At 54.2% G+C, this 24,590-nt stretch carries 16 protein-coding genes and 2 pseudogenes; 8 read left to right on the top strand and 10 right to left on the bottom strand.

Going from position 1 to position 24,590, the window contains the following annotated elements:
• Positions 1–113: 113 nt before the first annotated feature.
• The 9 genes and pseudogenes from HUS57_RS15260 to HUS57_RS15220 form a co-directional block, all read right to left on the bottom strand.
• Positions 114–975, bottom strand: a pseudogene (locus tag HUS57_RS15260) (IS630 family transposase).
• A gap of 32 nt (positions 976–1,007) precedes the next feature.
• Positions 1,008–1,190, bottom strand: a pseudogene (locus tag HUS57_RS15255) (Na/Pi cotransporter family protein); the annotation flags it as partial.
• A gap of 616 nt (positions 1,191–1,806) precedes the next feature.
• Complete coding sequence (locus tag HUS57_RS15250; RefSeq protein WP_173934744.1) at positions 1,807–3,495, bottom strand: hypothetical protein; 1,689 nt, start codon at positions 3,493–3,495, stop codon at positions 1,807–1,809.
• Positions 3,492–4,472 carry a glycosyltransferase gene (locus HUS57_RS15245; protein ID WP_173934743.1) on the bottom strand — a complete coding sequence of 327 codons (981 nt, stop codon included), beginning with the start codon at positions 4,470–4,472 and terminating at the stop codon, positions 3,492–3,494. Before HUS57_RS15245 ends, HUS57_RS15250 begins: the two co-directional genes overlap by 4 nt.
• Positions 4,473–5,583: 1,111 nt before the next feature.
• The gene (locus HUS57_RS15240; RefSeq protein WP_173934742.1) at positions 5,584–6,405 is read right to left on the bottom strand and encodes a putative hydro-lyase; all 822 of its coding nucleotides are present in this window, start codon (positions 6,403–6,405) and stop codon (positions 5,584–5,586) included.
• A gap of 137 nt (positions 6,406–6,542) precedes the next feature.
• Positions 6,543–7,826 (bottom strand): TRAP transporter large permease, encoded by a 1,284-nt coding sequence (locus tag HUS57_RS15235; RefSeq protein WP_173934741.1) that lies wholly within the window; start codon positions 7,824–7,826, stop codon positions 6,543–6,545.
• A complete protein-coding gene (locus HUS57_RS15230; RefSeq protein WP_246727888.1) occupies positions 7,823–8,407 on the bottom strand; it encodes a TRAP transporter small permease subunit in 585 nt (194 codons plus the stop codon). The genes HUS57_RS15235 and HUS57_RS15230 overlap by 4 nt, the downstream gene beginning before the upstream one ends.
• Positions 8,408–8,526: 119 nt before the next feature.
• The gene (locus HUS57_RS15225; protein ID WP_246727887.1) at positions 8,527–9,678 is read right to left on the bottom strand and encodes a TRAP transporter substrate-binding protein; all 1,152 of its coding nucleotides are present in this window, start codon (positions 9,676–9,678) and stop codon (positions 8,527–8,529) included.
• A gap of 332 nt (positions 9,679–10,010) precedes the next feature.
• Positions 10,011–10,808: an IclR family transcriptional regulator gene (locus HUS57_RS15220; protein ID WP_173934739.1), complete on the bottom strand. Its 798-nt coding sequence runs from the start codon at positions 10,806–10,808 to the stop codon at positions 10,011–10,013.
• 220 nt (positions 10,809–11,028) lie between these two features.
• Here HUS57_RS15220 and HUS57_RS15215 point away from each other — a divergent pair, with 220 nt between their 5' ends.
• The 6 genes from HUS57_RS15215 to HUS57_RS15190 all read left to right on the top strand — a co-directional run bounded on the left by HUS57_RS15215 (position 11,029) and on the right by HUS57_RS15190 (position 20,229).
• Positions 11,029–13,170, top strand: a complete 2,142-nt coding sequence (locus HUS57_RS15215; protein WP_173934738.1) for a hydantoinase/oxoprolinase family protein — start codon at positions 11,029–11,031, stop codon at positions 13,168–13,170.
• Positions 13,163–14,803 carry a hydantoinase B/oxoprolinase family protein gene (locus tag HUS57_RS15210; RefSeq protein ID WP_173934737.1) on the top strand — a complete coding sequence of 547 codons (1,641 nt, stop codon included), beginning with the start codon at positions 13,163–13,165 and terminating at the stop codon, positions 14,801–14,803. The genes HUS57_RS15215 and HUS57_RS15210 overlap by 8 nt, the downstream gene beginning before the upstream one ends.
• Positions 14,804–14,807: 4 nt before the next feature.
• A complete protein-coding gene (locus HUS57_RS15205; RefSeq protein WP_173934736.1) occupies positions 14,808–16,028 on the top strand; it encodes a pyridoxal phosphate-dependent aminotransferase in 1,221 nt (406 codons plus the stop codon).
• A gap of 195 nt (positions 16,029–16,223) precedes the next feature.
• Positions 16,224–17,384 (top strand): acyl-CoA dehydrogenase family protein, encoded by a 1,161-nt coding sequence (locus tag HUS57_RS15200; RefSeq protein ID WP_173934735.1) that lies wholly within the window; start codon positions 16,224–16,226, stop codon positions 17,382–17,384.
• A 27-nt stretch (positions 17,385–17,411) separates the two neighbouring features.
• Positions 17,412–19,085, top strand: a complete 1,674-nt coding sequence (locus HUS57_RS15195; RefSeq protein WP_173934734.1) for a thiamine pyrophosphate-binding protein — start codon at positions 17,412–17,414, stop codon at positions 19,083–19,085.
• The gene (locus tag HUS57_RS15190; RefSeq protein WP_173934733.1) at positions 19,072–20,229 is read left to right on the top strand and encodes a CoA transferase; all 1,158 of its coding nucleotides are present in this window, start codon (positions 19,072–19,074) and stop codon (positions 20,227–20,229) included. The genes HUS57_RS15195 and HUS57_RS15190 overlap by 14 nt, the downstream gene beginning before the upstream one ends.
• A 172-nt stretch (positions 20,230–20,401) precedes the next feature.
• Here HUS57_RS15190 and HUS57_RS15185 read toward each other — a convergent pair whose 3' ends face one another.
• Complete coding sequence (locus HUS57_RS15185) at positions 20,402–20,590, bottom strand: hypothetical protein (RefSeq protein WP_173934732.1); 189 nt, start codon at positions 20,588–20,590, stop codon at positions 20,402–20,404.
• Between the two features lie 323 nt (positions 20,591–20,913).
• Here HUS57_RS15185 and ftsH point away from each other — a divergent pair, with 323 nt between their 5' ends.
• Positions 20,914–22,959: an ATP-dependent zinc metalloprotease FtsH gene (gene ftsH / locus HUS57_RS15180; protein ID WP_246727886.1), complete on the top strand. Its 2,046-nt coding sequence runs from the start codon at positions 20,914–20,916 to the stop codon at positions 22,957–22,959.
• A 386-nt stretch (positions 22,960–23,345) separates the two neighbouring features.
• Entirely contained in the window at positions 23,346–24,542 is a 1,197-nt protein-coding gene (locus HUS57_RS15175; RefSeq protein WP_173934731.1) for an OpgC domain-containing protein, read from the top strand.
• Positions 24,543–24,590 lie beyond the last annotated feature (48 nt).

Here is a 24,590-nt window from a genome sequence, read left to right as displayed (position 1 = left end):
CCCGGAGACTACGCGAGCGCGCGGCATAGCCAGGCGCTTTGGCTATCGCCGCTTACAACTGCTGTTGAGGCGGGATGGCGTTTCGGAAACTCTATCGGCTCTAGTAGAGCCTTTCAGATTTGGACTGAAGCATTTCCTGCATTGGCGAAGTGGTTTTCTGCATCGCTGGGCTGGATTGAGGAGACGAGGCCGCCGCATGTCTGCCCAAGGGCGCGCTCCTGAGCCAGGCGCATCACCGCTTGAACCTGGCAACGGCCTGCTCGATGGATTGAGGTCGCCAATAAGGCGGCAGATGCGGCCGGGCGCCGGCGCTTTGATCATCTGCCTAATGGCAGCCGACTTGTCCTTGATGAGGACGCCGCCGGGTTCAAGCACCGGCACGAGCTGCTGCTCGACATAGGCACGGAAGCATTGACCGTTGATCGCGCCCGTCAGCCGGTCATGGCGCAAAGCACCGAGAAAGGTCAGCGTCTTGCAGTTTCCATGGTGCAAGCCGGAAGACGCTTGGCTTTTCGTCCCACAGCCATAGTGGTGCCATGTTGGTCTTTGATCCAGGTCTCGTCGATGAACACCAGGCGTCTGGGATCGAGACCGGGCTGAACGGCACGCCAGCCTTGCCGCCGGGAGAAATGCCGGCCGCGTTCTCCCCGGCGAACAGCGTTTTTCTTGAACGGCAGCCTCTCGCGGCGCAAAAATCGCACTATCGTGCGCTATCATCACCCCATCCACTGCCAGCTCTTCCCTCGGCTTGTGCAGCGTCGGATGCGGCATCTGGCTGATCCGCTCGGCGATGAAAGTCCGGCCGGCTCCAGAACGCGCTTGCGGCGCCCGCCCATCTTGTCTTATCCGGCTAACAGTCCCGCCTAGGCGGTGAGGCTGGACCACTTCGCCGCAGACCACACCGTCGGGCAACGTTCCCGCGCCTTGATCGCCAGAACTACGCTTGCGAAGATCATTCGAAAGAGGTCGCGCCAACCGATGCTGGTCGCCACTCAATAAGCATCTTCAATCACAATACAGCCCGCAGTACCGCCTACAATGCCCGAACCAACGAATGAGCCGACTAGAAGCACAACGGCGGTTGAACTCTGCAAGGCGATAGCAAGGCTTGTGCCTGCGAGCACCGCCATCAAGGGGTTGCGCAGCGCGGCTCTCAGCCTCTGGCGGAGCACGTCGCCAACAGCGATCCTGCAGGACCCCTCCTAGACTAGCGTTGGAGCCTTGACTTCGTCTCGGGCGCTGACCGGCGGCGGGCACTTCCGTGCGTCATCGACGACTTCGAGGGCAAGTGCCTCGGCACAGTGGTCAACACTTGCTGTTTGGGAAGGGAGTGTCCCCCCAAACTCGACAGAATTGCCAAGCGGCGCAACCGACCCTGCATGATCATCTCCGACAACAGCACCGCGCTGACCTCGAATGCAATTCCGGCTGCCAGGAAGAGCACCAGGTCGAACGGGATTACATTGCCTCGGGCAAGCTGATGCGAGATCGATCTAGTAGAAAGCTCCTTCGGGCGGCTCCGGGAGGAGCGGCTGCTAGCAAGCTACAGGTACCTAGCAGAAGAATCGACTACAATCCCAAGCACCACGCACGAGGTTCGTCGCTCTCACCTCGCGCACGAAATGGCAATCCTCTCTACATTCGGATCACAGCGTGAATCGCTAACCTACGGGCTGAGATAAATAGAGAGCACGTAGGATCGTTCAAGTCATCCTCTGCGCAGCCGTTATAAACGCATAGACACATTTTCACCTTATCTGATGCGTGCAGAGGTAGGTTAAATCCCTCCGGGTCCGGGCCAGATCGTTAGAGATAGCGCCTGAGAAGCTTTTTTCCCAAGAGAGAGGCTGGATGCCGAGCCTTTTTAAAGAAATCTTGCGGCGATTCATTTAACCTGCGTTTTTGCTCTGGGGAGAGAAACATTCCGTAGAGGTTTGTGTAGGCTCTAAACCGGCGCGATTTCTTAATGCAGTTATCAGGTTTGGCTACGATGGCCACGGTTACAGACTCTGGAGCTTTCGGCGCTGAGTCTCGCGTTTTTGGACCTGGCTCTTTTGGTGGCTGTGAGGAAGCTGTTTTTGCTATCTGATCGAAATTCGGTGTAGAATTGAGAACGACTTCGGACGCTTGCCCGATCTCTACAAACCGAGGCTCATACAAGCGATTCTGGATGATCGATCGGCCAGACCGAAAGACGCAGGCAAGCTGTAACTGAAGCAGCTTCGCGACGAAGTCTTTGAAGCGGTCAAATGCGTCTAATGAGAGTGTCCACTCTGATCGGTTTTCAATGATACCCTTTACCAGGCTAGGAACGTCATTGAAGTCGTGAGTAAATCCTCGTCCCGAATAGAAGGGCCGGCCGAGTACGAAGGGCCTGAGTCCACTAAATAAGCACGCTTCAAACGAGGCCTGCGAGGTTAGCGTAATGAATAAATCCGAAGCATTCATGAGCTCAATAATATTTTCATCTTCACAGATGTAAACTCTGCTTGCGTCTTCGCTTTTTAATGTCGCACAGAATTTCGTTAAATGATCGAGCGTAAATGCTGAACGTATATGCGTTTTCTTTCTTTCCCAAGGATGAGTTTTTACAATTATGTTGTAGTCAGTCTTAGCCAGTATCTCACTAATAAGCATCTTATAATTATGCAGTGCATTTATGCATTTCAGCGGGCTTTCAATGATCGAAAAATCGTTCTGCACCTGTGCCGCGATTAACGCAATCGGCGCAGCTTTATCAAATGCTGGGATACGGGCAGTTGGTGGCTGCTTTACATTTTTATTTTGCGCATTTATTAGTTTATTTTGCGCTTTGTTAATTTCATTTTGCCGAGTGGCGGGACATTCAGGAAGCCGAAGACTCTTGAAGACTGCGTCATGACGTATGTCCGATCCGGATCCTATAGCTGAATATCGCTCTTCAAAGTAAAATTCCGTCCCTGTTTGAAATGACTCAACGACAAATGCGCGGGTCCGCCTAGCGGCACATAACGCCAACAAAAGGCGCTGATATATTTGACTTCCGCTAAAAATAATAGCCGAGTGAAAACTGTGTATCTCGTGCAGCTCTTCCGTGTAAATATCGATCCACACGAGTACAGCGGCTAGGTTCAGCCGAAGAATCTCTTTATCTTCTGCGAAAAGCTTCTTGAGGATAAATTCTCGAGAATTGGGAATTTCCCTTTCGTACCAATGCGGCTGCGTTGCAAGTACGAAGGATAGTATTTCCGGCCTGGCTATATCAAACGCGTTAATTTTGATGCCGAGGAAATTTGCGGAAAGGGCACTAAGTTGGTCGTAATTCAGGTTGGCGAGACGTGCAGCCTGAGCCTCAATGCGAGGGATACCAGCATAGTCACCATAGCGGTTCCAAAGGTCTTTGCCCCTGCTGAGCCGCCTTGTTTCAAACTCCTTCCGAGACAGAACCTCAAACAAAGATCCGAAATTTCTGCCATGCAGATGAACATTATCTGCAAGTATAACCTTGTACTTCATAGCGCCAAAACCATGCGATAAGCTTGCAGGTATCTTTCGATAATTTTTTCCCAAGGTGTTGCTTTTTTGGAGTGCAACACTGCGCCTCGCTGCAATTCCATTCTCAAGGCATGGTCCGTGACGAAACGCATGATCAAATCGGCATCACGATCAGCCTCTCTAGTAAGGAACTCGCCGTTAACGCCACTTTCAACGAAATCTAATGCCATTCCGACACGCGTACTGAAGATCGGCGTTGCAGTTGCGACTGCTTCAGGAATGCAGGCGGGTCCCCCTTCATGCCAGCTTGTTACCAAAAGCGCGTCAATGTCTTCGTAGAATTTCTGGAAAAGACGGTAGGGGAGAGTTTCGTTGACTCTAACCTCGTACCCATATTGCCAAAGCAGCGACGCGTCGTGGGTTCGCCCCGAACCAACCAAAGATATTGTTACTCTATCCGGGTCTAGACGTTTCGCGATCTCGTGTAAGAGCGCCTCGCCCTTTACACGCCGATGATAACGACGTGATGCAAGTCCTAGGACGACTCGCGCGTTCGGATCGAGCCGCCTTTCGACCGGTGATAAGAACCTTGGATTGTACCCATGAGGGATAATAATAGTGCGATCGAAACCACGGTTGGTTAGCCAAACTTGTTGCTCGGAACACAGGCATACGAGCAAGCCTGCCTGGCGGTAAACATCAGAAAAGGCGCTAAAGGCTAGCCAAGGGTCCTGGTCTTCAAGATCATGATGCACCGTAACTACGCTGTTAGGCTTAAGCTCTCGCTCCAAGTGTGGACGATGATAGTGATAGATTGCTGCGCCCTCGACCGGCGCGACAGAAACAATGTGCGACACCGCTGAAGGGCTATGTAGCTGAAAATACCGTATTAGATCAGTGAAAATGCCACTTTTCACCTCAGAGGACATCACATGATTAACGACCAAATCTCCCGCATGGTCGCAATGTGCAGCCTCATCGAATTTGGAATGAAGCACCACTCTCTCCCCGCCGCCTCTTTCCGAGCGTTCCCTTGAATCTAGTGTGATCCTGCGCTCTCTACCCAACCGACCCCGTGCCGTTGCGATATTCTCTAACACTATTTCTCCCGAATAGGTCAACTCTAAAAGGCTGACGCTGACGGAGAAGCTGGTGAGGAAGGTGCGAGTGCTGGACGAAGAAGTATCTCATCTCAGCTGCACGAGAAGCTGCAGTTTAGATTAAACTAGCCGGCACGCACCTTAAGAGGCTTTAGGGTCAGCCGGGTAAGCTCTTTCGCATCTGGCGAACAACCAGCCTCCTTGTTTCTGTCGCGGCAGTCGAGGGTGCAGCGATCTATCGCCATCGTCCAAACTTGGGCATAAGCCACGTGATCACGTGCTGGATCTGCACAGTAGAACAGGTGCGCGCCAGCCGGCTGATCACGCTGCCGCGGCCGGACTCCTTTCGTTCCACCTGCCAAAGTCTTTGGGATGCTGTTTGGCGCCAAGCGCGACAAGGACGGCTGCCACCATGACAGGGCTCATTTACCGGTGCCACCCATGCCAGGACCACACCTCGCAGTGATCGTTACCCGGATCGTCCCGGCTCGCATCGTCCAGCACTGGACCGCGACCGTCAGTTCCGCCACAGTCGTCCAAATGTCTGCCGGCTGCAGCGAAAGCAATGCCGTCCGGCTCGCATAGGCTGCGGCCCGGTAGTCAACGTAAAAGCCTCTGAACGTAACTGCCTCGCACTTTGCGTCTCAAACGGACGATCTGCCGGACGATAGGGCATGGCGGAAGCAGGAGATAACGACCGCAAACACACCAAGCTGAGCGCTCTCGACCCTGCCCGGCGCCACAATATCGCCGCCCAACCCGACCGAATGGCTGCCCTACTTCACGAAGCCGATCTTGTTCCGACCATACGCCGTCATCGCCGCCGGACGCATCATGACGCAGCGCTGCACCAGCATGCACAGCGCCTTGGTCAGCCAGGACAGCACCCCACAAAAGACTGGAACCGACTGGCGTGCAAGCTACCACTGTGCAGTGTCATATCAGGCTGATTTCTCGCTTGAACAATTATAGGATAAACCCAATCTCGCAAGCGAGGCTACCGGTAATTTTAAAGCATAGATTGCGAGCCAGAAAGCTGATCCGTAACCAACATGTGCCCGGGTTTATGCGTTATGCAAATTGAAGGTTTAGCATAGCGGATCACATTCTGTGGCGTTACACCGCAAGCCCAGAATACAGGAACTTCCCCTTGCTGAATGTCAGCGGCAACGCCAAAATCTTGCTCTTCTATGCGAACTCCAATCATTTCAGGGTATCCAATATGCACCGGCGCGCCATGCACGGTCGGAAAGCGCGACGTTATTTGCGTTACGCGAACTGCATCCTGCGGTGAGAACGGACGCATGGATACGACCATTTCGCCACGAAATGGGCCAGCAGGATTCGTTGACAAATTGGTTACATACATTGGACAATCTGTGCCGCGCTCAATATGGCGCATTCTAATTCCAGAATCGAGAATCGCTTTCTCGAAGGACAGCGAGCAGCCAATAACGAATGTTACAAAGTCGTCCCGCCAAAGGTGCGTAATATCAGTAACCTCTTCCTCTAATACTCCATCGCGGTATACGCGATAACAAGGAAGATCTGTTCGAATATCAATGTCCTTGCCTAAATTTTCCAGTTTTGGATTCCCTACATCCGAAACAGCGATAAGCGGACATGGCTTAGGATTGCGATAGCAGAACAGCAAAAAATCGTAAGCATACTCTCGCGGCAATATAGCTAGATTTCCTTGCACATAGCCTGGTGCCATATTTGTTGTGACCCCCGTCCATTCCCCTCTGCGAACCGCGATCCGGCCATCGTAGGGGGAATTCAACATTGCTTGCTGCCGCATGCTAATAGACGTCTTGCTATCCGCAATCATTCCTAGCTCCTTACCTGCTCGCTTGAAGCATTATTTACGTGCTCTATGCAACCTACGCAGATGATTTCCTGTGCCTGGCTTTTAATGCGTCGTTCCATAGATGCTGGGCTTAACTTTGCATCAGGAGGCCAGCGCACTCATCCAACTACCCGGGGCAACCAAAGTGCGAGATCAGGAAATATCGTTAGCAGGCCCAGAAGCACAAACATTGCCAGAACGAATGGCAGAGCTCCCACGATAACAGTGCCAACGGAGCCACTTTTCCTTACACTCTGCACGACGAACAAGTTCAGTCCAACGGGCGGAGTAATCAATGCTGCCTCCACCAATACTATGATAACGATGCCAGTCCAAATTGGATCGTATCCAAGGGCTACCATAATGGGGGCTACAATTGGAATGGTAGTGATCATCATAGCCATTGTCTCCATGAAGCAGCCTAGAACAAGATAAAATATGATGATGATCATCAGCATCATTATGGGAGAAAATCCCAGCTCGGTGATCGAGCTCGTAATCACATCTGTAAGACCAATCCCAGCCATAGCAAATGTTAGAAAACTTGCTCCAATAACGATAAGCATAATCATCCCGGTAGCACGCATGGTGCCTTCGATTGCCTCGCGAAGCATTCCCCAACTCAGTCGGCGAAAACAAGCTGCCAGAACCAAGGCTCCAAAAACGCCTAATGCCGCCGCTTCCGTCGGCGTCGCAAGCCCGGCATAGATGGACCCGACAACCAGGAGAAAAATAAACAGTGGAGGCAGCAGATGGATAAGGCTTCGTAATCTTTCGCCCCATGTGGTATGGATGCGCCGTCCGGCAAGAGACGGCTTTATTAAGCAAAAGCCTAATATCAACAGCATAAACAAGCCTGCCAGCAACAACCCGGGAATAATGCCAGCCAGATAAAGTTTTGGCACAGAGGAATTTGTAAGAACTCCGTATATGATAAGGTTTATTGAAGGGGGAACCAATATTCCTAGCGTCCCTCCAGCAGCGATACTACCTAAGAAAAGAGATTCACTATAACTATAACGCTTAATCTGCGGTATCGCCACGGTTCCTACTGTAGCTGCTGTCGCAACGCTTGAGCCGGAGGTAGCCGAGAACACTGTTGACGCGCCAATATTCGCATGCATCAAACCGCCTGGAAGCCACGACAACCAGAGGCTCGTTGCCCGATACATCTGCTCCGCAAATCCCGAACGCAGCAAGATCTCTCCCAACATGATGAACAACGGGATTGCGACCAGAAGAAATTCAGTATTCGCTCCCCATGTAAGTTCACCAATCGCGCGCGTAAGCGGCAGCATGGAGTATAAGGAATCAAGCATAACCCCGAGGAGCCCCAGCACCGCCGCTACCGGAACACTTAGTGCGATGAGAATGAGAAGAATGGTAAGCGCAGTAAAGATCACGGTGCGACCCCCTTCACAATACGTTCGCCGGCAACAGCCTCTTCCTCAGCCTCCTCCTCAGTGCTCCTGAGACCAGCCGTCTCTTGGACGGTATCGATATCCCCCCGAATGATCGCAACGGACGCTCTTAACAGCATCACCACGAAGACGAGGGATGCCCAGAGCAAGCCTGAAAACCAAAGACCTTGAGGAATATAAAGCGGTGTCGCCAGCGCTGTGTTCGCTGTGGCAGCCCGCGACCACGATGTCATAACAACATCAAAAGAATAGAATGTAACACAAAGCATGAATGCTGCTAGTAGAGCTAACGCGAGCAAATCGAGAACGATGCGAGCGCGAAGCGGTAGAAGCTGACGTACAATGTCCACTCGCACATTGGCGCGTTGGAGACCAACGTAAGCAAGCGCCCACGATGTACTGATTGCAAAGGCGTAGCTTGACAGCTCATTAGCGCCGGTGTTTCCGAGAAAAAACATCTTTCTCGCTATCACGTCGATCGAGACAAGAAGGGCGCTTATGATCAGAATCGCCCCGCCGATCCACACACCGGCCCTTGATGTATTGTTTATGAAAGAAGACAATAACGGGCTCAAGTCACGGCGTGGTAACCCAGACATCTGCCACCAGCCCTTCCACTTAGTTCTACTACATTGTTAAGCAAGGCATCGGAGCATTATGCTCCGATGCGAGCTCAAGCAGGTTATTCAACCCTGGCAAGATTGAGCGCTTTGGCGATTGTGTCGTTGAAGCCATCAACACAGGCTGCTGAGCACCGGGCGGCCCAACTAGGAATTACGGTCGTTTCCAAAATCTGTTTGAGGGTAGCTAACTCCTCCTCTGTGGGAAGGATCAGCTTCATCGAACCTTTCTCGGGATAGTCACAGCTTTCAGCACCCGAATTGCAGTCGTAGCCGAGTTGTGTATCCTTTTCCGCGGCGTCCCATAAATCGTCAATTAAAGTCTTTATATTGGTTTCAATCAAAGTCTGGACGCCAGGATCCAAGGAATCCCATGCAGCGCGGTTTACAGCATGGATCGGCTGAGCCCAGCTTACGGGAAGCGCATAAAGGTGGGTCGAAACCTCGTAGACCTTTGAGTGGAAGCCCGATAGCGATCCCGTAATCGCGCAATCCACCACTTTATTCTGCAATGCCGGCACCACCTCACCGAACGCCAGGTTCACTGACGTCGCTCCGAGCGCTTCAATCAACTCGGCCTGGCTACGGGTGCCGGTTCGGATCTTCTTTCCTTTAAGATCCGCCAAGGCATTAACCTCTGCATTGCAGAAGAACACCTGAGCAGAATAGGGTGAGATGCCCAACAGCTTAACGGCCGCGTCCTGCTCGTAAAATTCCGCCAGAACAGGGGTAAAGGCGTCCGCCGCTGCTCGCGCATCCGCAACGGTTGGAGAAAGACCTGCGAGATCCACCGCCTCATTGATCGGATTGTCGGAGGCAAAATAGGCGATCGGCGATGTTCCGAATTCGATCACACCTTGCGACATGAGCCGCATCATCTCGGGGCCCTTTAGGCCCATTTCGTTGAAGCCCTTGATCTCTGCCGTTACCTGACCCCCGGATAACTCAGGTATCTTCTCCATCCAAAAAGGCCGTTCGAAATCGGTATAGGCGCTTAGATTGCTCGGCCCGCCGACAATTCTTAGATGCGTCTTCGGCAGGTCCTGCGTACTTGCCTGGCCTAGAAATGTCAGAAGGCCAACACCTGAAGCCAGGATAGCTAGAGCTCCACGTCTTATCATCTTCTCCTCCACGATGATGCAATTTTGCGATGTTCCGACCCCTACGGTCGTACGCGTGCTGCGTACATTGTGCGCGTTTTTGAAGGCTGTCAACTGGCCCTGCTGCGAATAATATCGTGCGCACTATTAGCGGAGCAGCCGCAACCACTTACGGCAGTGCCTGCGTGCCTGCACCTTGCGACTGCCGAAGCTCATTAATATTTCTGTTGCGATGCTCGCCCATCTGACAGACGTTCGAGTGACTGGGCAGCTTTAAATTGCGAGGCCATCATCCTCAATGGCTCCGTGGAGCCAGGACAATCCAGTCTTCCTTTCGGGCAAGGACACCTCTTGGTGGAATGAAGAGCGCAATTTAAGGCAACGCAAGCTCGATGCCTGCCAATTGAACCGTGTCTCTGGCACCGGATGACCTGCCGAATAGGTTTTTAAACTGTGGGCTTCGGATAGAGGCCGCGATATCCTAATGCCATTGATATTCTCTCACCGGATGACGCAAGCGGTTCAACCTGTGAAAGATCCGGCTCCACAGGCAGGAATTGCAGCGAGCCACATAGCGTCAGCGCCGCGATACAGTCTCCGCTGCTGTCAAAAATCGGAACAGAAACAGCATTAATGCCGAGTGTAGTTTCCTGTGCAGCCATTGCCCAGCCGCGCTCGCGCGCTCCAATGACTTCCTTCTCAAGCGTCTCGTAGTCCGTTGTGGTGAATTTTGTAAATGCTTGAAGTTTCTGCCTTTTGTAGGCTGACAGATAGGGGCGCTTGCTGAATGCCATGATTACTTTCCCCTGCGACGTAGCGCTCATCGGCAACTCCGTCCCTACACGAACCCCGATTTCAAACACCAATGTTCCAACAAGGGACTTGAGCACAATTACGCTGCTATTCCTTCCAATGCCGGCTAAATTGATGGTCAGGGAAAGTTGATCGCGCAGCTGCCTCATCACGGGGTCGGCGACAGTCAGCAAGTCAATCCGGCTTGCTGCCAATTCGCCCAATAGATGCAGGCGTATCCCTAAGCCGTATTTAGACGTTTCGGGGTTCTGGTTCAGGTAGCCACGTTCGGCCAGCGTTCTTACGTATCTGAAGACCGAACCCTTGGTCATTTGCAGCTTGCTCGCCAGCTCGGAGACACCGGCGCCATCCCTCGCATCGGCGACCTCCTCAAGTATGTCCAACGCGACTTGTAGCGATTTAACCGAGGAACCTGCCTTATCGTTCGCCATACGTACCGCTTCCTTCCACAACGCCGACAAGCTTTGGCATCTTTCTATCAGATAGTCCCGAGAAAACAGCGGCTTTCATCATATTGCTGCAACGCGCATTCCCGAGCAGCGATAGTGCTTGACAAAAAATACTCTTTGAACTCTCATACCGCGTACCGCGTTCGCCATACGCGGACGACCTTATTTCGATTTGTCGCGATTTGCCAGGAGTATCGATAGTATGACGGAAGGTAAGAACGCATCGGGCAAACGTATCGCGCGACTAGGTGTCGATATCGGCGGCACATTCACCGACGCCGCGTTGGAGGTAGGTGGAAGCAGATATACGGCGAAGGCGCTCACCACACATCAAGCACCTGACGACGGAGTGATCGAGGCGATAGAATCAGTGCTGAGGGATGCTGCAATCGGCTTCGAGGACCTTGATCTCGTTGTGCACGGCACCACCCTCGCCACCAACTCGCTGATCGAACGAAAAGGCGCCAAAACGGCGATGATCACCACCGCGGGCTTCCGCGATACGATTGAAATCGGGGTGGAATACCGCTTCGATCTCTTTGACCTGTTCCTGGAGTTGCCGAAACCGCTTGTCGATCGCGAACTTCGGCTACCGGTTCGGGAACGTCTCGGTGTGGGCGGCCGAACCTTGCAGCCTCTGAACGAGGAAGACGTTGCTGCTGTAATCGAAAGGTTGCGGACCGAGAAAGTCGAGTCCGTTGCCGTCTGCTTTCTTCATTCCTATGCCAGCGGCGTACATGAGAAACGTGTACGCGACCTCATTAAGGCTGCACTTCCGGACATCTCCGTTTCACTATCAAGTGAAGTCGCGCCTGAAATGCGCGAGTATGAGCGGTTCTGCACCGCGGTAGCAAATGCCTATGTACAGCCCAAGATGGCCAGTTACCTCTTTCGCCTTGAGCAGCGACTGAAAGAGAGGGGGTTAAGGTCTTCTCTTCTAATGATGCTGTCGGGAGGCGGGCTGACGGATGTTGCAACGGCTGCGGCTTTTCCTATCCGCCTCGTCGAATCGGGACCAGCGGGTGGCGCCCTTTTCGCTGCCTCGGTCGCAGCAGAAAACGGCTTTGATGACGTCATTTCCTTTGACATGGGTGGGACGACCGCAAAAATCTGCCTCATCGATGATGGGCGGCCACAGACGTCCCGCACGTTCGAGGTGGCACGCATTTACCGATTCAAGAAGGGAAGCGGCACACCGATCAAAATCCCTGTTATTGACATGGTAGAGATCGGCGCAGGCGGCGGGTCGATTGCCCATGTTGATAGCCTGGGCCGCGTTGCCATTGGCCCGCAGAGCGCTGGCTCTGAACCCGGACCCGTCGCATTTTCGCGCGGAGGCACAGAGCCAACGGTCACCGACGCGAATCTTATCCTGAGCCGTATCAACCCTGCTGGGTTTGCGGGAGGCCGATTTCCATTGGATAAGGATGCCTCTTCGACAACAATGCTCCGCACGGTAGGAGAAAAGCTGGGGCTGGATGCGAGCTATTCTGCCGCCGCAGTCGCGGAAATGGTCGAGGAAAACATGGCCGCCGCAGCTCGCGTGCACGCGATCGAAAGCGGGAAGGAAATCCGCAACCGGGTCCTGATCGCATTTGGCGGCGGTGCGCCGCTTCATGTTGCCGGCGTCATGCAGAAGCTGGGAATGAAACGGTTTGTGGTTCCCAGAGGTGCCGGCGTTGGATCGGCGGTCGGTTTTCTGCGCGCTCCAGTTTCCTACGAGGTCGTCCGTTCGCTGCATCAAAAGCTTTCTCGCATCAATGCGACAGAGGTCAATGCTCTGTTGCAAGAGATGAGCGCGAGCGCGCGAGCTATTGTTGAGAAAGCTGCCAACGACGAACCCTTGCAGGAAATACGGATGGCGTCGATGCGCTATGTCGGGCAAGGACATGAAATCACGGTATCGATCCCCTCCGGACGTTTTACTGAAGCAGAGGGTCTCAATCTACGGAAAGCTTTCGAGACCCGTTATCGCGAGATCTATCGTCGGAATGTATCTGGCGCGGATATCGAAGTATTGACTTGGTCTGTCCTCATAACGACGGCCGTCCCGCCGGCTGCCCAATATACAGCCCCATCAGGTGACTATGTTGCTGAGCCGAGCTCTTATCGTGAGGTTTTTGAAAGCAAAACCGCCAAGATCGCCTCGTACGGCATTCATTGGCGGCCTGACCTCAAGCCGGGTGCTCGTATCGAAGGCCCTGCCGTTATTGAAGAGGAAGAAACATCAACCGTAATCCCGACCGGGATGTCTGCTACGATTCTTCCCTCAGGCGCCATCCTAGGTGAGTTGAACCAATCCGAGAAAGCCTCCGTAAGGGTTAAGGAGTACGCAGATGCGTAGCGCTATTGATCTTCAGATCATGTGGAATCGTTTGATTGCTGTATGCGAAGAGCAGGCGCAAGTCATGATCAGAGCGGCATTCAGTCCGCCTGTCCGTGAAAGCGGAGATATATCCGCGGGCCTTTTCGACTTGAAAGGACGGATGCTTGCCCAAGCCGTAACCGGGACTCCCGGGCACATCAACTCCATGGCACAAGCTGTCGTGCACTTCTTTGAAGAGTTTCCCGTCGATTCGATGAGGCCGGGTGATGCGTATGTCACTAACGACCCGTGGTTGGCGTCGGGGCACTTGAACGACGTGACGATCGTTACACCCGCCTTCTATGGCGACAAAATTGTCGGCTTGTTCGCTGCCACTGTTCATCTGGTCGACCTCGGCGGTCGCGGTATGGGGCCTGATGGCAAGGACATTTTTGAAGAAGGCGTAGCGATCCCGCATATGCACCTGGCGCGGGAGGGTGTCATTAATCGCGATCTGATGCGACTCCTGTGTGCGAATTCCCGAGAACCACTGCAAACCGAAGGTGATATTCTCGCAATTATTGCGGCTGGTGATGAGGGTGCCGCCAGACTCGTTGAAATGCTGGAAGAGTTTGGTGAGGACAACCTGGACGTATTGGGAAAGTATATTCTTGAGACGTCACTGGCAGCAACTGAAGAAGCAATTCGAAAGCTGCCCGAGGGGATCTATCGCAATAAAATGTCCATTGACGGTTATGAAAAGCCCGTCGATCTAGTTGTCGCGATGGAGGTAAGGGATGGACGTATATCGCTTGATTTCGAAGGAACTACGGAGAAGAGCGAGTTCGGGATCAATGTACCGATAATCTATACTGGCGCTTACTCCTTCTATGGTATCAAATGCGTTATTGCACCAGAAGTGCCTAGCAACCACGCAACACTCTCGCTTTTCTCTGTCAAGGCACCCAAGAACTCAATCGTAAATCCGCTGCGGCCGGCTCCGGTATCCGCCCGGCACATCATCGGCCACGCGCTTCCTGATGCAGTCATGGGTTGTCTTGAACAAGCACTTCCTGGAATGACGCTGGCGGAATCAGGAATGATGTGGAACCCCTATATTCGGGGAACTATAGGCTTCGAGGGTGAGGATCGGTACTGGGAGTTCTTCTCGCTTATTGCTGGCGGGATGGGCGCCCGCTCAACGAAGGACGGCCTGAACGCCACCGCATTTCCTGCTGCCCTCAAGGGTATTCCGGTAGAGGCAATCGAGAACACTGCGCCGCTCGTTGTATGGCGGAAAGAGCTTCGACCAGATTCCGGCGGTGTGGGTAAGTATCGCGGGGGAGCCGGCCAAACCGTGGAAATCGGGGCTCTTCATGAAACCGAACTTACGTTTAAGGCGATGTTTGAACGTATCGATAATCCAGCGAAAGGGCGCGCTGGAGGGAGCGCCGGTGCGCCGGGTACCGTGCGGCTCGCTAGTGGGAAAAAGCTTAACGGCAAAGGTCAGCAGGTTATTCCAAAGGGTGAGCGGCTAGTTATCGAAATTCCTGGAGGCGGAGGCTACGGGGATCCTGCAGAGCGGGACGTCGAGGCAATTGCCCAAGATGTTAGCAGCGGTCTCGTATCCGACGAGGCAGCAAGGTCTGCCTATCCTCAGTACCAGGGATAGAATAATGGATCATACAAGCGCGAGAATCAGACTTGCACCCCGCCTGTCGTCCGTGGCGCCTTCACCGATGCTATCCCTCATCGCCAATGCCGCGGCTCTAAGAGCGGAAGGGCGGGATATCATAAGTCTTGCCGCCGGCGAACCGGATTTTGATACTCCGGATCACATTCAAGACGCTGCTTGCCTGGCGATCAGATCTGGCGATACGCATTATACGGCCGCCGACGGAACTAGAGAGCTCAAAAAGGCGGTCCAGCGAAAATTCGCGCGCGAAAACCAGCTCAATTACAGCCTCAATGAAATAACCGTCGGCTCCGGCGCCAAACAGGTCATCTTCAATGCGCTGGCGGCGACAGTGAGCGAAGGTGACGAGGTCATTCTCACAGCCCCCTTTTATCCGTCGTATGTCGAAATGACCCGGATGAATGGAGGAATTCCTGTCATCGTACCAACCACGATGGCGTCCGGCTTCCGGCTTAATCCTGCGGACCTTGAAGCAGCAATCACTCCCCGCACGCGATGGCTCGTACTCAATTCGCCATCAAATCCTACAGGTACAGCGCTCTCGGAGCGAGATCTGGAAGACCTTGCTGAGGTTCTTCTTAAGCATTCGCACATTCTGGTGCTTGCTGATGACATCTATGAGCATTTGCTTTTTACGCAGACTCCCTTTCAGACGCCGGCGAAAGTGGCCCCGCCTCTAAAGGAGCGGACGCTAACGGTTAACGGCGTCTCGAAAGCATACTGCATGACCGGTTGGCGTATCGGATACGCAGGCGGCCCTGCAAAGTTGATCGAGGCGATGGGAACTGTGCAGTCTCAAGTCACATCCTGTCCTTCGTCAATCAGCCAAGCTGCAGCGATAGCGGCTCTCGACGGCCCGCAGGATGTGCTGTCCCGGCTTCGAGAGATTTTCCAGGAGCGCCGCAACCTCGTTGTTGAGAAACTCAATGCGATTGACGGCTTGCATTGCCCTGTTCCCGAGGGTGCATTCTATGTTTTCCCTTCATGCGAGGCATTGATCGGTAGACGAACGCCGCGCGGGGAAATCATTCAGTCAGACACCGCACTCGCCAAGTATCTTCTAGACAATGCGGATGTCGCAGTCGTTCCAGGTTCTGCCTTTGGAAATGAAAACCATATTCGTATTTCCTATGCGACAAGCAGTGAGCAACTAGAGCTTGCCTGCATCAGAATAGCTGATGCAATCGCAGCGCTGAATTGAAATCAAGCAATGTCATGCAGGACGACTAGACGTTACAGAGTGAATAAGTGACAAAATATTTTAACAACATTATAGCGCCGGAATACACGCCCTGCTTTTTCAATACATATTAATGGGAAACTATATCAATATTATCAAGCGTACAGCCTACATGTTTGCAGATTCTATGGTATCCGTGATCGGGGAGCAGTAACCGTGCAGTTTTCTGAAAATCAGAACGAAATCCTGGATCTCGCAAGGAACGTTTGTGCGCGATTTGATGATAGTTACTGGCTTAAGCGCGATGAGACTGGTGAGTTCCCTCACGATTTCCATCGAGCAATCGCTGATGCAGGGCTACTCGGCGTCGCTATGCCAGAGGAATTTGGTGGCGCCGGGCTTGGAATTTCTGAGGCCGCAATATTGATGCGGACCATTTCAGAATCGGGTGCCGGGATGAGTGGCGCATCGTCGGTCCACATGAACATCTTCGGGTTACAGCCAGTTGTCGTATTCGGGACAGAGGAACAAAAGGCTCGAATGCTTCCTCCCCTGATCAGGGGAGAAGAGAAAGCCTGCTTCGCGGTTACAGAACCGGATGCGGGGCTCAATACCACCGAGCTGAAGACAAAGGCCGAAAGGGACGGCGAGCACTATGTGATTACAGGTCAGAAGATCTGGATCTCCACCGCACAAGTGGCTGATCGTGCTCTCATTCTCGCCCGAACAACTCCGCTGGACGAGGTTAAGAAGAAGACCGCCGGCCTCACCCTTTTTTACACCGCTCTGGACCGCTCCAAAGTCGAAGTACGTGCGATCCCAAAAATGGGCCGTCATTGTGTCGACTCAAACATGCTTTTCTTCGATGGATTGCGCGTGCCTGTGGCAGATCGGATCGGCGAAGAAGGAGCTGGATTCAAGATCATTCTGCACGGCCTGAATCCAGAACGGATCCTGATTGCTGCAGAGGCAGTCGGTCTTGGTATGGCGGCAATTCGCAAGGCATCTGAGTATGCGCGCGATCGCGTTGTCTTTGGCCGGCCTATCGGGCAGAACCAGGGTATTCAGCATCCCCTCGCCCGAGCCTGGATGAATCTTGAAGCAGCTAACCTGATGGTGATGAAAGCGGCGGCGCTCTACGATGCAGGCCAGGATTGCGGTATTGAAGCGAATACCGCGAAGTTCTTAGCAGCGGAGGCTGCCTTTGCAGCTTGCGAAACAGCCATTCAGACCCATGGGGGAATGGGCTACTCTGCCGAATACCACGTAGAACGCTATCTGCGTGAATGTTTCATTCCAAGGATTGCGCCTGTCAGTCCTCAGATGATCATGAATTTCATCGCTGAGAAAGCACTCGGGCTCCCTAAGAGTTACTGAAGCGCAATTTGATGTCCGGGAGGAAAAATGTCCGATCAGTATAATGTTAGCGATCTAATCGCCGAATTTCTCGAACGATTAGGCGTCGATACCGCATTTGGGATTGTGTCAGTCCACAATATTCCCATGCTCGACGCAATTTCGATGCGCAATCGTATCCGCTTCGTGATGGCACGCGGAGAACTCGGCGCAAGCCATATGGCAGACGGCTACGCAAGAGCTAGCGGACAAGTTGGTGTTCTCTTTTCCAGTACTGGCCCGGGAGCTGCGAATTCCGTTGCTGGTTTGGTAGAAGCTCGATTTGCCAGTTCCCCCCTGCTGCATTTCACTGGTCAGACTTCGACCAAATACATCGACCGTGGAATGGGCGGCGTTCATGATGTGCCGGATCAACTTGGAATGTTGGCAGCGTCGGGCAAGTCGGCCTATCGCATTCGCAATGCAACAGAGGCTTTCGCAATCTTGCAACGCGCCGCTGCGGATGCACTGACGTTCCCGCGCGGCCCGGTATCCATTGAGGTGCCGACTGATATCCAGAGAGCGGCGGTCCAACGGCCGGCTGATCTCGACCGCTATCGGGGACCTGTGCAACCTGTTCTTGCGCCACTGTCCGAAGACATCGATGCACTTGCCGAACAGTTGATAAAGTCCAAGCGGCCAATGCTGTGGCTAGGTCGCGGAGCTATAGGAGCACGTGAGCCGGCACTAAAGTTACTTGAGCTTGGTGTTGGGATGGTCACGAGTTGGGCAGGTCGCGGCGTCGTCCCCGAAGAGCATCCGATGAATCTCGGCTCTCTGAATGGTGCAGGTCTCGTTCCCGTAGAAGAATTTTATCAGACTGTGGATCTGATGATCGTTGCCGGCTCTCGCCTCAGAGGTCACGAGACCGCTGATTTTACCGTTCCGCTGCCGAAAAACCTGATACAGATCGATCTTGATCCTTCTGCGAACGGCCGGACCTATCCCAATACGAGCTTTGTCGTTGGTGATGCTGCGCTGGTATTGTCAGAGCTGTTGAAGAGGGTCGAAGGACAACGCCGCCCGTCCCCGCAATACGTTGCCGAATTCCGCGAATTGAAGGAGCGTACCCGTAAAGCGTTCAAGAACTCGTTGGGCCCTTACGCCAGTTTTGCGGATCAGTTGGCTGCGGTAATGCCTGAAGATGCGATCTGGGCACGTGACATCACTATCAACAACAGCACCTGGGGCAATAAGCTACTTCCCTTAAGAGATAGTCGGCAAAACATCTATCCTATTGGAGCAGGGATAGGGCAAGGGCTTTCCCTCGGCATCGGAGCAGCGCTCGCTGCGGATGGCCGTAAAACGTTTGTCATGACTGGCGATGGCGGCTTTTTCCTGAATCTTGGAGAGTTGTACACCGCGACTCAGGAACGATTGGATATGGTCATTTTGATCATGAATGATCGTGGTTACGGCGTTATCCGCCACATCCAAGACAAGAATGCCGGCGGCCGAAGGCGTTTTGATGTGCTGGATGGGCCAAATCTTGAAGATCTTGCGCGCATTTCTGACATTCCATACTGGCGGGTAGAGAAGGTCGATGATTTTGGCAGGGCGGTTGCTGAAGCCGCTGCGGTGAAGGGCGTCACCATGATCGAGGTTGATATGACCAAGATTGGGGACCACCCCCCTTACTATCCCTACGGACCAAAGGTGGAGTCGATCGATGTCGCGACGTGAAGACGACGCGCACGCGGAGACTGGCTCACTCGCCGGATTGAAGGTCATCGACCTCAGCCGCGTACTCGGCGGACCGTATTGTTCTCAGATTTTGGCGGACCATGGTGCCGACGTTATCAAAGTCGAACCACCGCAAGGTGACGAAACAAGAGCTTGGGGACCACCGTTCCAGGACGGAAATGCCTCCTATTTTCAAGGAGTAAATCGTAACAAGCGTGGCATTGTTCTGAATCTCAAAGAAGCGCCACAGAGGGAAATGCTATGCACCCTCCTCGAAACGGCTGATGTGCTTCTTGAGAATTTTAAACCCGGGACCTTAGAAGGTTGGGGCCTTACCAAGGATGCCATACAAGCGCGATTTCCTCGGCTTATTCACTGCCGCGTCTCGGGTTTCGGCGAAGACGGCCCAATGGGTGGTCTGCCCGGCTATGATGCCGCAGTACAGGCAATGGTTGGATTGATGAGCGTCAACGGAGACCTCGGGGGCCGGCCAACACGAGTTGGAGTCCCAGTGGTCGATTTAGTAAGTGGCCTCAACGCCGCCGTCGGTATCCTGCTGGCACTTCACGAACGAGAGCGCAGCGGGAAGGGACAGTTTGTCGATATCACACTTTATGACTGCGGTATCTCGCTTCTTCACCCTCATCTTGCGAATTACTTCATGTCCGGAAAGGTTCCGACCCGCTCGGGCAACGCTCACCCAAATATCTCGCCCTATGACAGCTTCGCAACCGCAGACGGAGAAATATTCCTGGCAGTCGGCAATGAAGGGCAATTTTCCAGGATGTGCGATCTTCTTGGAGTTCCGGAATTGGCCACACGACCAGAGTACCGGACCAATGGCGACCGGAATGTCAATCGTGAGGCGCTGAGGCGAGACCTCGAACGACTATTGTCGAAATGGCACACAAACCAGTTGGCGGAGAAGCTGATCCGTTCAGGTGTTCCCTGCGGGCCGGTTCTGTCGATCGACAATGTGGTCGACCATCCTCACACGAGTCATCGCGAGATGCTCGTAGAGATTGGTGAGTACCGGGGTACTGCATCTCCGATCAAATTGTCCAGGACGCCAGCCTCCTATCGTAGAAAGCCTCCTAAATTCGGCGAGCATAATTCGGAGGTTCTTAAAAAGAGCGAAGGTTGAATTGCAACGCTTTTCAAGAAAGATGAAGAAATTCAGCAAGCAAGCTAATGCAAGAGCTCGCCGCATTCTTTTAAAGAGTTGAGAGTCGCCTCGGACAGATTCCTTTCAACAGCTTCATCCTTCGGCCGGAGGCTCTTGTCGGCCGTGCCATGAAGGCAGATGTATTAGGGAATCACTGATACAATGGCAGGTTGGACGTCCATATCGCCAGGCCGATGACGACAACTATAATCCAGAAAAGCGAGTTGACGAGCATGCGGACGAGATCGCGATTCTGGTCCGTCGTAACACCGAGCTTATCGGAAACCCAATCGCCTGGCTCCAGAAAAACCCAGAGGATATAGCGACCGATTTTCTTCACCTGTGCACCCGTTCAGGTTGTGGCGGGATTTGAAAATGCCGCGTTCTTAAGCCGGCTTGTTCTCATCAATAAGGATAGAGCAGCAACGCAGTCCGCCAAGGTGCCGACAACATTTATCGGCTTAAGCAAGTGGCAGTTGCCTTGGTGAGTAGTCTGCTCAGCCACGCAAATGCGTAGTACTCCGCGGTTCTGGCGAAATAGGAACTACGCCATTGAGCAATGATCCTCATTCCTGAAGCCGGCGACCGATTGGTGGGGGATGATCTGCGCTATCGGCGCGCTAGCTTTAATCATTAAGTACATAAGCGCATAGGAAGATTGTCGTGGCAGGGAAGAATGGAAAGTCCGCCAAGAAGCCTGAACCAACAGGTAAAGCGGGGAAACCGACAATTCCGCCGTGGCGAACCTGGGCGGGCTTCCTCCTCCTGCTTCTGGTGAATTATCTTCTGGTAACCATGCTTTTTCCCCAAGAGGAAGAGCCATCGCCCATTTCCTACACCCTGTTCAGGTCGGAACTGGCCAGGAACAATGTCGAGGCGATCCATACTCAGGGCGAAACAATCGAAGGCAGGTTCAAGACGGCCATCGACTGGACGCCGCCAGCACGCGAGGGACTGCGCGATCCTCAGACCCGCAAGGTCGTGGATTTTACGACCATTCTACCCCTATTCGTCGACCCAGGCCTGGAGACAGAGCTTATCGAACGCGGGGTCGATATCAGGGCAACGCCGATACAGACCGGTACGAGCCCGCTGCTGACACTGCTTTATGCCTTCGGGCCGGCACTCGTCATCATCGGCCTTTATGTCTGGCTCTTCCGGCGTGCGGCCAAGCAGGGCGGCGGCATGCTGGGTGGTCTCGGAAATATCGGCAAAAGCAAGGCCAGGCGCTTCGACAAGGAAACGGAAACCAAGGTGACGTTCGACGATGTCGCCGGCATAGATGAAGCCGAAAACGAACTGGTAGAGATCGTCGATTTTCTCAACAACCCGGCGAAATACACTCGGCTCGGGGGAACGGCTCCCAAGGGTGTGTTGCTTGTCGGACCGCCGGGAACCGGAAAGACATTGCTGGCTCGCGCGGTCGCGGGAGAGGCCGGCGTTCCCTTCTTCTCCATGAGCGGATCGGAATTTGTGGAGATGATCGTCGGCGTAGGAGCTTCGCGCGTGCGGGATCTTTTCCAGGAAGCGCGCAAGCACGCGCCGGCCATCATCTTCATTGACGAGATCGATTCCATCGGCCGCGCCCGCGGCCAGGCGGTGATCGGAGGGGCAAGCGAGCAGGAGCAGACGCTCAACCAGATCCTGTCGGAGATGGACGGCTTCTCCAGCCGCGAAGGCATCATCGTTCTGGCCGCCACCAATCAGCCGGACGTTCTGGACAGGGCGCTGCTAAGGCCAGGCCGTTTTGATCGCCGGGTTGTGTTGAACCTGCCTGACAAGAACGGCAGGGAAGCGATCTTCAAGGTTCACACGCGCAAGGTGCCGCTTGCCGAAGACGTGGACCTTGGCGAAATCGCCCAGGCGACGCCTGGGCTGTCCGGAGCCGACATCAGGAACCTTGTCAATGAAGCGGCGCTTCTTGCTGCGCGGCGCGACCAGGACAAGGTTCACCACAAGGACTTTCTGGACGCCCTCGAAAAGATCGTCCTCGGCCCCGAGCGCCCGATCATCCTGAGCGACGAAGACAAGGAGCGGGTTGCTTATCACGAGGGCGGACATGCAATTCTTGGCCTTGTTGTGCCGGGCGCAGATCCCGTTCACCGCGTCACGATCGTTCCCCGCGGACAGGCGCTGGGCGTCACCTATCAACGGCCGCTGACGGATCGCTACAATTATCCCGAAGCATATTTGCGCGCAAAGATCATCGGAATATTGGGCGGCAGGGCTGCGGAAGAAATTGTTTATGAAAGCCGCACCACCGGTGCGGAGAATGACATCGAGCAAGCCACGGGGCTGGCGCGGCAGATGGTCTCCCGTTGGGGCATGAGCGACAAGCTTGGCATGGTGCAGCTCGCACCTCGCGAAAACAGGTGGGTGGGGTCTGCGGGAGGCTCCGGCTTCATGAGCGAAAAGCCTTATAGCGAGGAGACCGCTCGGTTAATCGATTCAGAAGTGGCGCGCATCATCCATGAATGTCACGAAGAGGCAAAGCAGCTTCTTAAAAAGCATCGCGATGAGCTTGACGCGCTCGTGGCAGCTCTTCTGAAGCACGAATCTTTGGACGAGCAGGAGATACTCTCGGCAACAGGCCTGCCTCCTGCACCGCCATTGCCGGATAGCCCGGTACGTGCTGCCGGCGCGATACCGCCAGGGGCGAGAGCATCAGCGACGCAAATGGCAGAAGTGCGCAGCCGCGGACGATCCTGAGCGGTCTATCATCATCAGGCAGCCATCGCTGCCACGTATGGCAGCTCCAGAGAGAAGCAGGCTACATCCCGAATTTGCGGGGAACAAACGCTGGGTTCATTTCAGTATCCTTTTGTGGCTAAAGGCGTGATTCTGCCCGTTTCCGCCGCCCGAAGCAGCCGTTGCGAGAAGAGCGTGGCTAATGGACGTGGCCGCGGGACCTCCGGTCGCTTGACGGCATGCAAATGGATCGAACAGATTGTGATGCTGCCAAAGCGGTCTGCCATGCTAGGTCCTCCCGCAACGACAGCGCCTTGCGTCCTTTCGGATGCCACAAAGGCCCTTAAACCTTGAACCTGCACATCGTGCTTCCAGGCCGATGCCGTACGTCAGCACTGTGGGAGACCATGCAGCGCCTTGAAATTCTGGATGGAATGCGAGGGTACTTCCTCGTCTTCATGATGCTGAACCACTTAACTTTCGCGGGCGGCTATCTGCTGGTTAAGTTTAATCATGGCGAACTGGGCTTTGTGCAGGATGCACAAGGATTCGTGTTCCTCTCCGGACTGCTCGTTGGCATGGTCTATGCGCGCAGGATGCTGAAGGAGGGATACGAAGCGGGGGCCAGCAAGATCCGCAGGAGAGCGCTGGAGATCTACCGCTATGCCGCAAGCTCCCTTCTGGTGATCATGGCGCTTGGCCTTGTCCTTCCCCATTCCTCCACCTATTGGGAACCATGGCTATGGGACCTGGCTGGCCACGATCCCTATTATGCGGCTGCCTCCCTGCTGCTCATCTATCAGCCCACCTATATGGACATTCTGCCGCAGTACATCGTCTACATGCTGGTCGCCCCGCCCCTCGTCTGGCTTTGCGTGAAAGGGCGCTGGATGTGGGTAGTGGCATTCTCAGTCGTACTGTGGGTCGCGGTGCAGCTCAGCCTGCACTATCCTCTGATCGCCAGCACACGCTACGTGTTGGACTTGGTCCATGAGGGGCGGATGCTGCGCACCGCCTTCAACGTCTTTGCGTGGCAGATCGTCTTCATGTCCGGCCTCGTCCTCGGCTCGCTCACCGCAACCCGGCAGATCGACTGGAAGAAGGTGTTCACGCCTAAAAGCACAGCGCTTGCCTGGGCGGCCCTTACCCTCGTCCTTATGTTCATGGCGATACGCCTGAGCTTCACTTTCGGCGTCATGCCTGAGGAGATGTCGAAGCCCTTCAGGAATCTGGACAACCGCGTGCGGTTCAGCTTTATCTATCTGGTGAACTTCCTGGCCACGGGCTATCTGGTCACCTGGATGGTCATCGCGGGGCCTGAGGCGGAAAACAGGTTCGTGCGAAGGCTCGGCAACGGCATTCGCGGCATCTTCAGCCTGTCCTTCCTGCGGCTCATTGGCCGTCATTCACTTCAGGTCTATGCCTGGCACGTGATCGTGATCTACCTTTTGAAGGGTTTTGAGTATCATTTCGGACCTTTCAACGAATGGACCAAGACCGCCATTGCCCTTTGCGCCGTCGCATCTCTTGCGATACCTGCGCTTTACAGGGAACGGGCAAGCCTTCCGCTTCTCCAGCGAGCCAGCACGCCCGGCCGCAAATGACACCGCTCAGAACGGCGAGCTGAAATGGCCTTCCATTCACCGGGCCTC

Source organism: Chelativorans sp. Marseille-P2723, assembly GCF_902809845.1.
Lineage (GTDB): Bacteria > Pseudomonadota > Alphaproteobacteria > Rhizobiales > Rhizobiaceae > Chelativorans.
Note: the sequence above shows the minus strand (reverse complement) of the source record. Positions and strands in the feature narration are given on the sequence as shown.

What these genes read in the sequence shown, in the direction of transcription:
- HUS57_RS15205 (WP_173934736.1), top strand. Translation starts at nt 14,808, where the DNA reads ATGGATCATACAAGCGCGAGAATCAGACTTGCACCCCGCCTGTCGTCC.
- HUS57_RS15175 (WP_173934731.1), top strand. Translation starts at nt 23,346, where the DNA reads ATGCAGCGCCTTGAAATTCTGGATGGAATGCGAGGGTACTTCCTCGTC.
- HUS57_RS15215 (WP_173934738.1), top strand. Translation starts at nt 11,029, where the DNA reads ATGACGGAAGGTAAGAACGCATCGGGCAAACGTATCGCGCGACTAGGT.
- HUS57_RS15195 (WP_173934734.1), top strand. Translation starts at nt 17,412, where the DNA reads ATGTCCGATCAGTATAATGTTAGCGATCTAATCGCCGAATTTCTCGAA.
- HUS57_RS15240 (WP_173934742.1), bottom strand. Translation starts at nt 6,405, where the DNA reads ATGATTGCGGATAGCAAGACGTCTATTAGCATGCGGCAGCAAGCAATG.
- HUS57_RS15250 (WP_173934744.1), bottom strand. Translation starts at nt 3,495, where the DNA reads ATGAAGTACAAGGTTATACTTGCAGATAATGTTCATCTGCATGGCAGA.
- HUS57_RS15220 (WP_173934739.1), bottom strand. Translation starts at nt 10,808, where the DNA reads ATGGCGAACGATAAGGCAGGTTCCTCGGTTAAATCGCTACAAGTCGCG.
- HUS57_RS15210 (WP_173934737.1), top strand. Translation starts at nt 13,163, where the DNA reads ATGCGTAGCGCTATTGATCTTCAGATCATGTGGAATCGTTTGATTGCT.
- HUS57_RS15190 (WP_173934733.1), top strand. Translation starts at nt 19,072, where the DNA reads ATGTCGCGACGTGAAGACGACGCGCACGCGGAGACTGGCTCACTCGCC.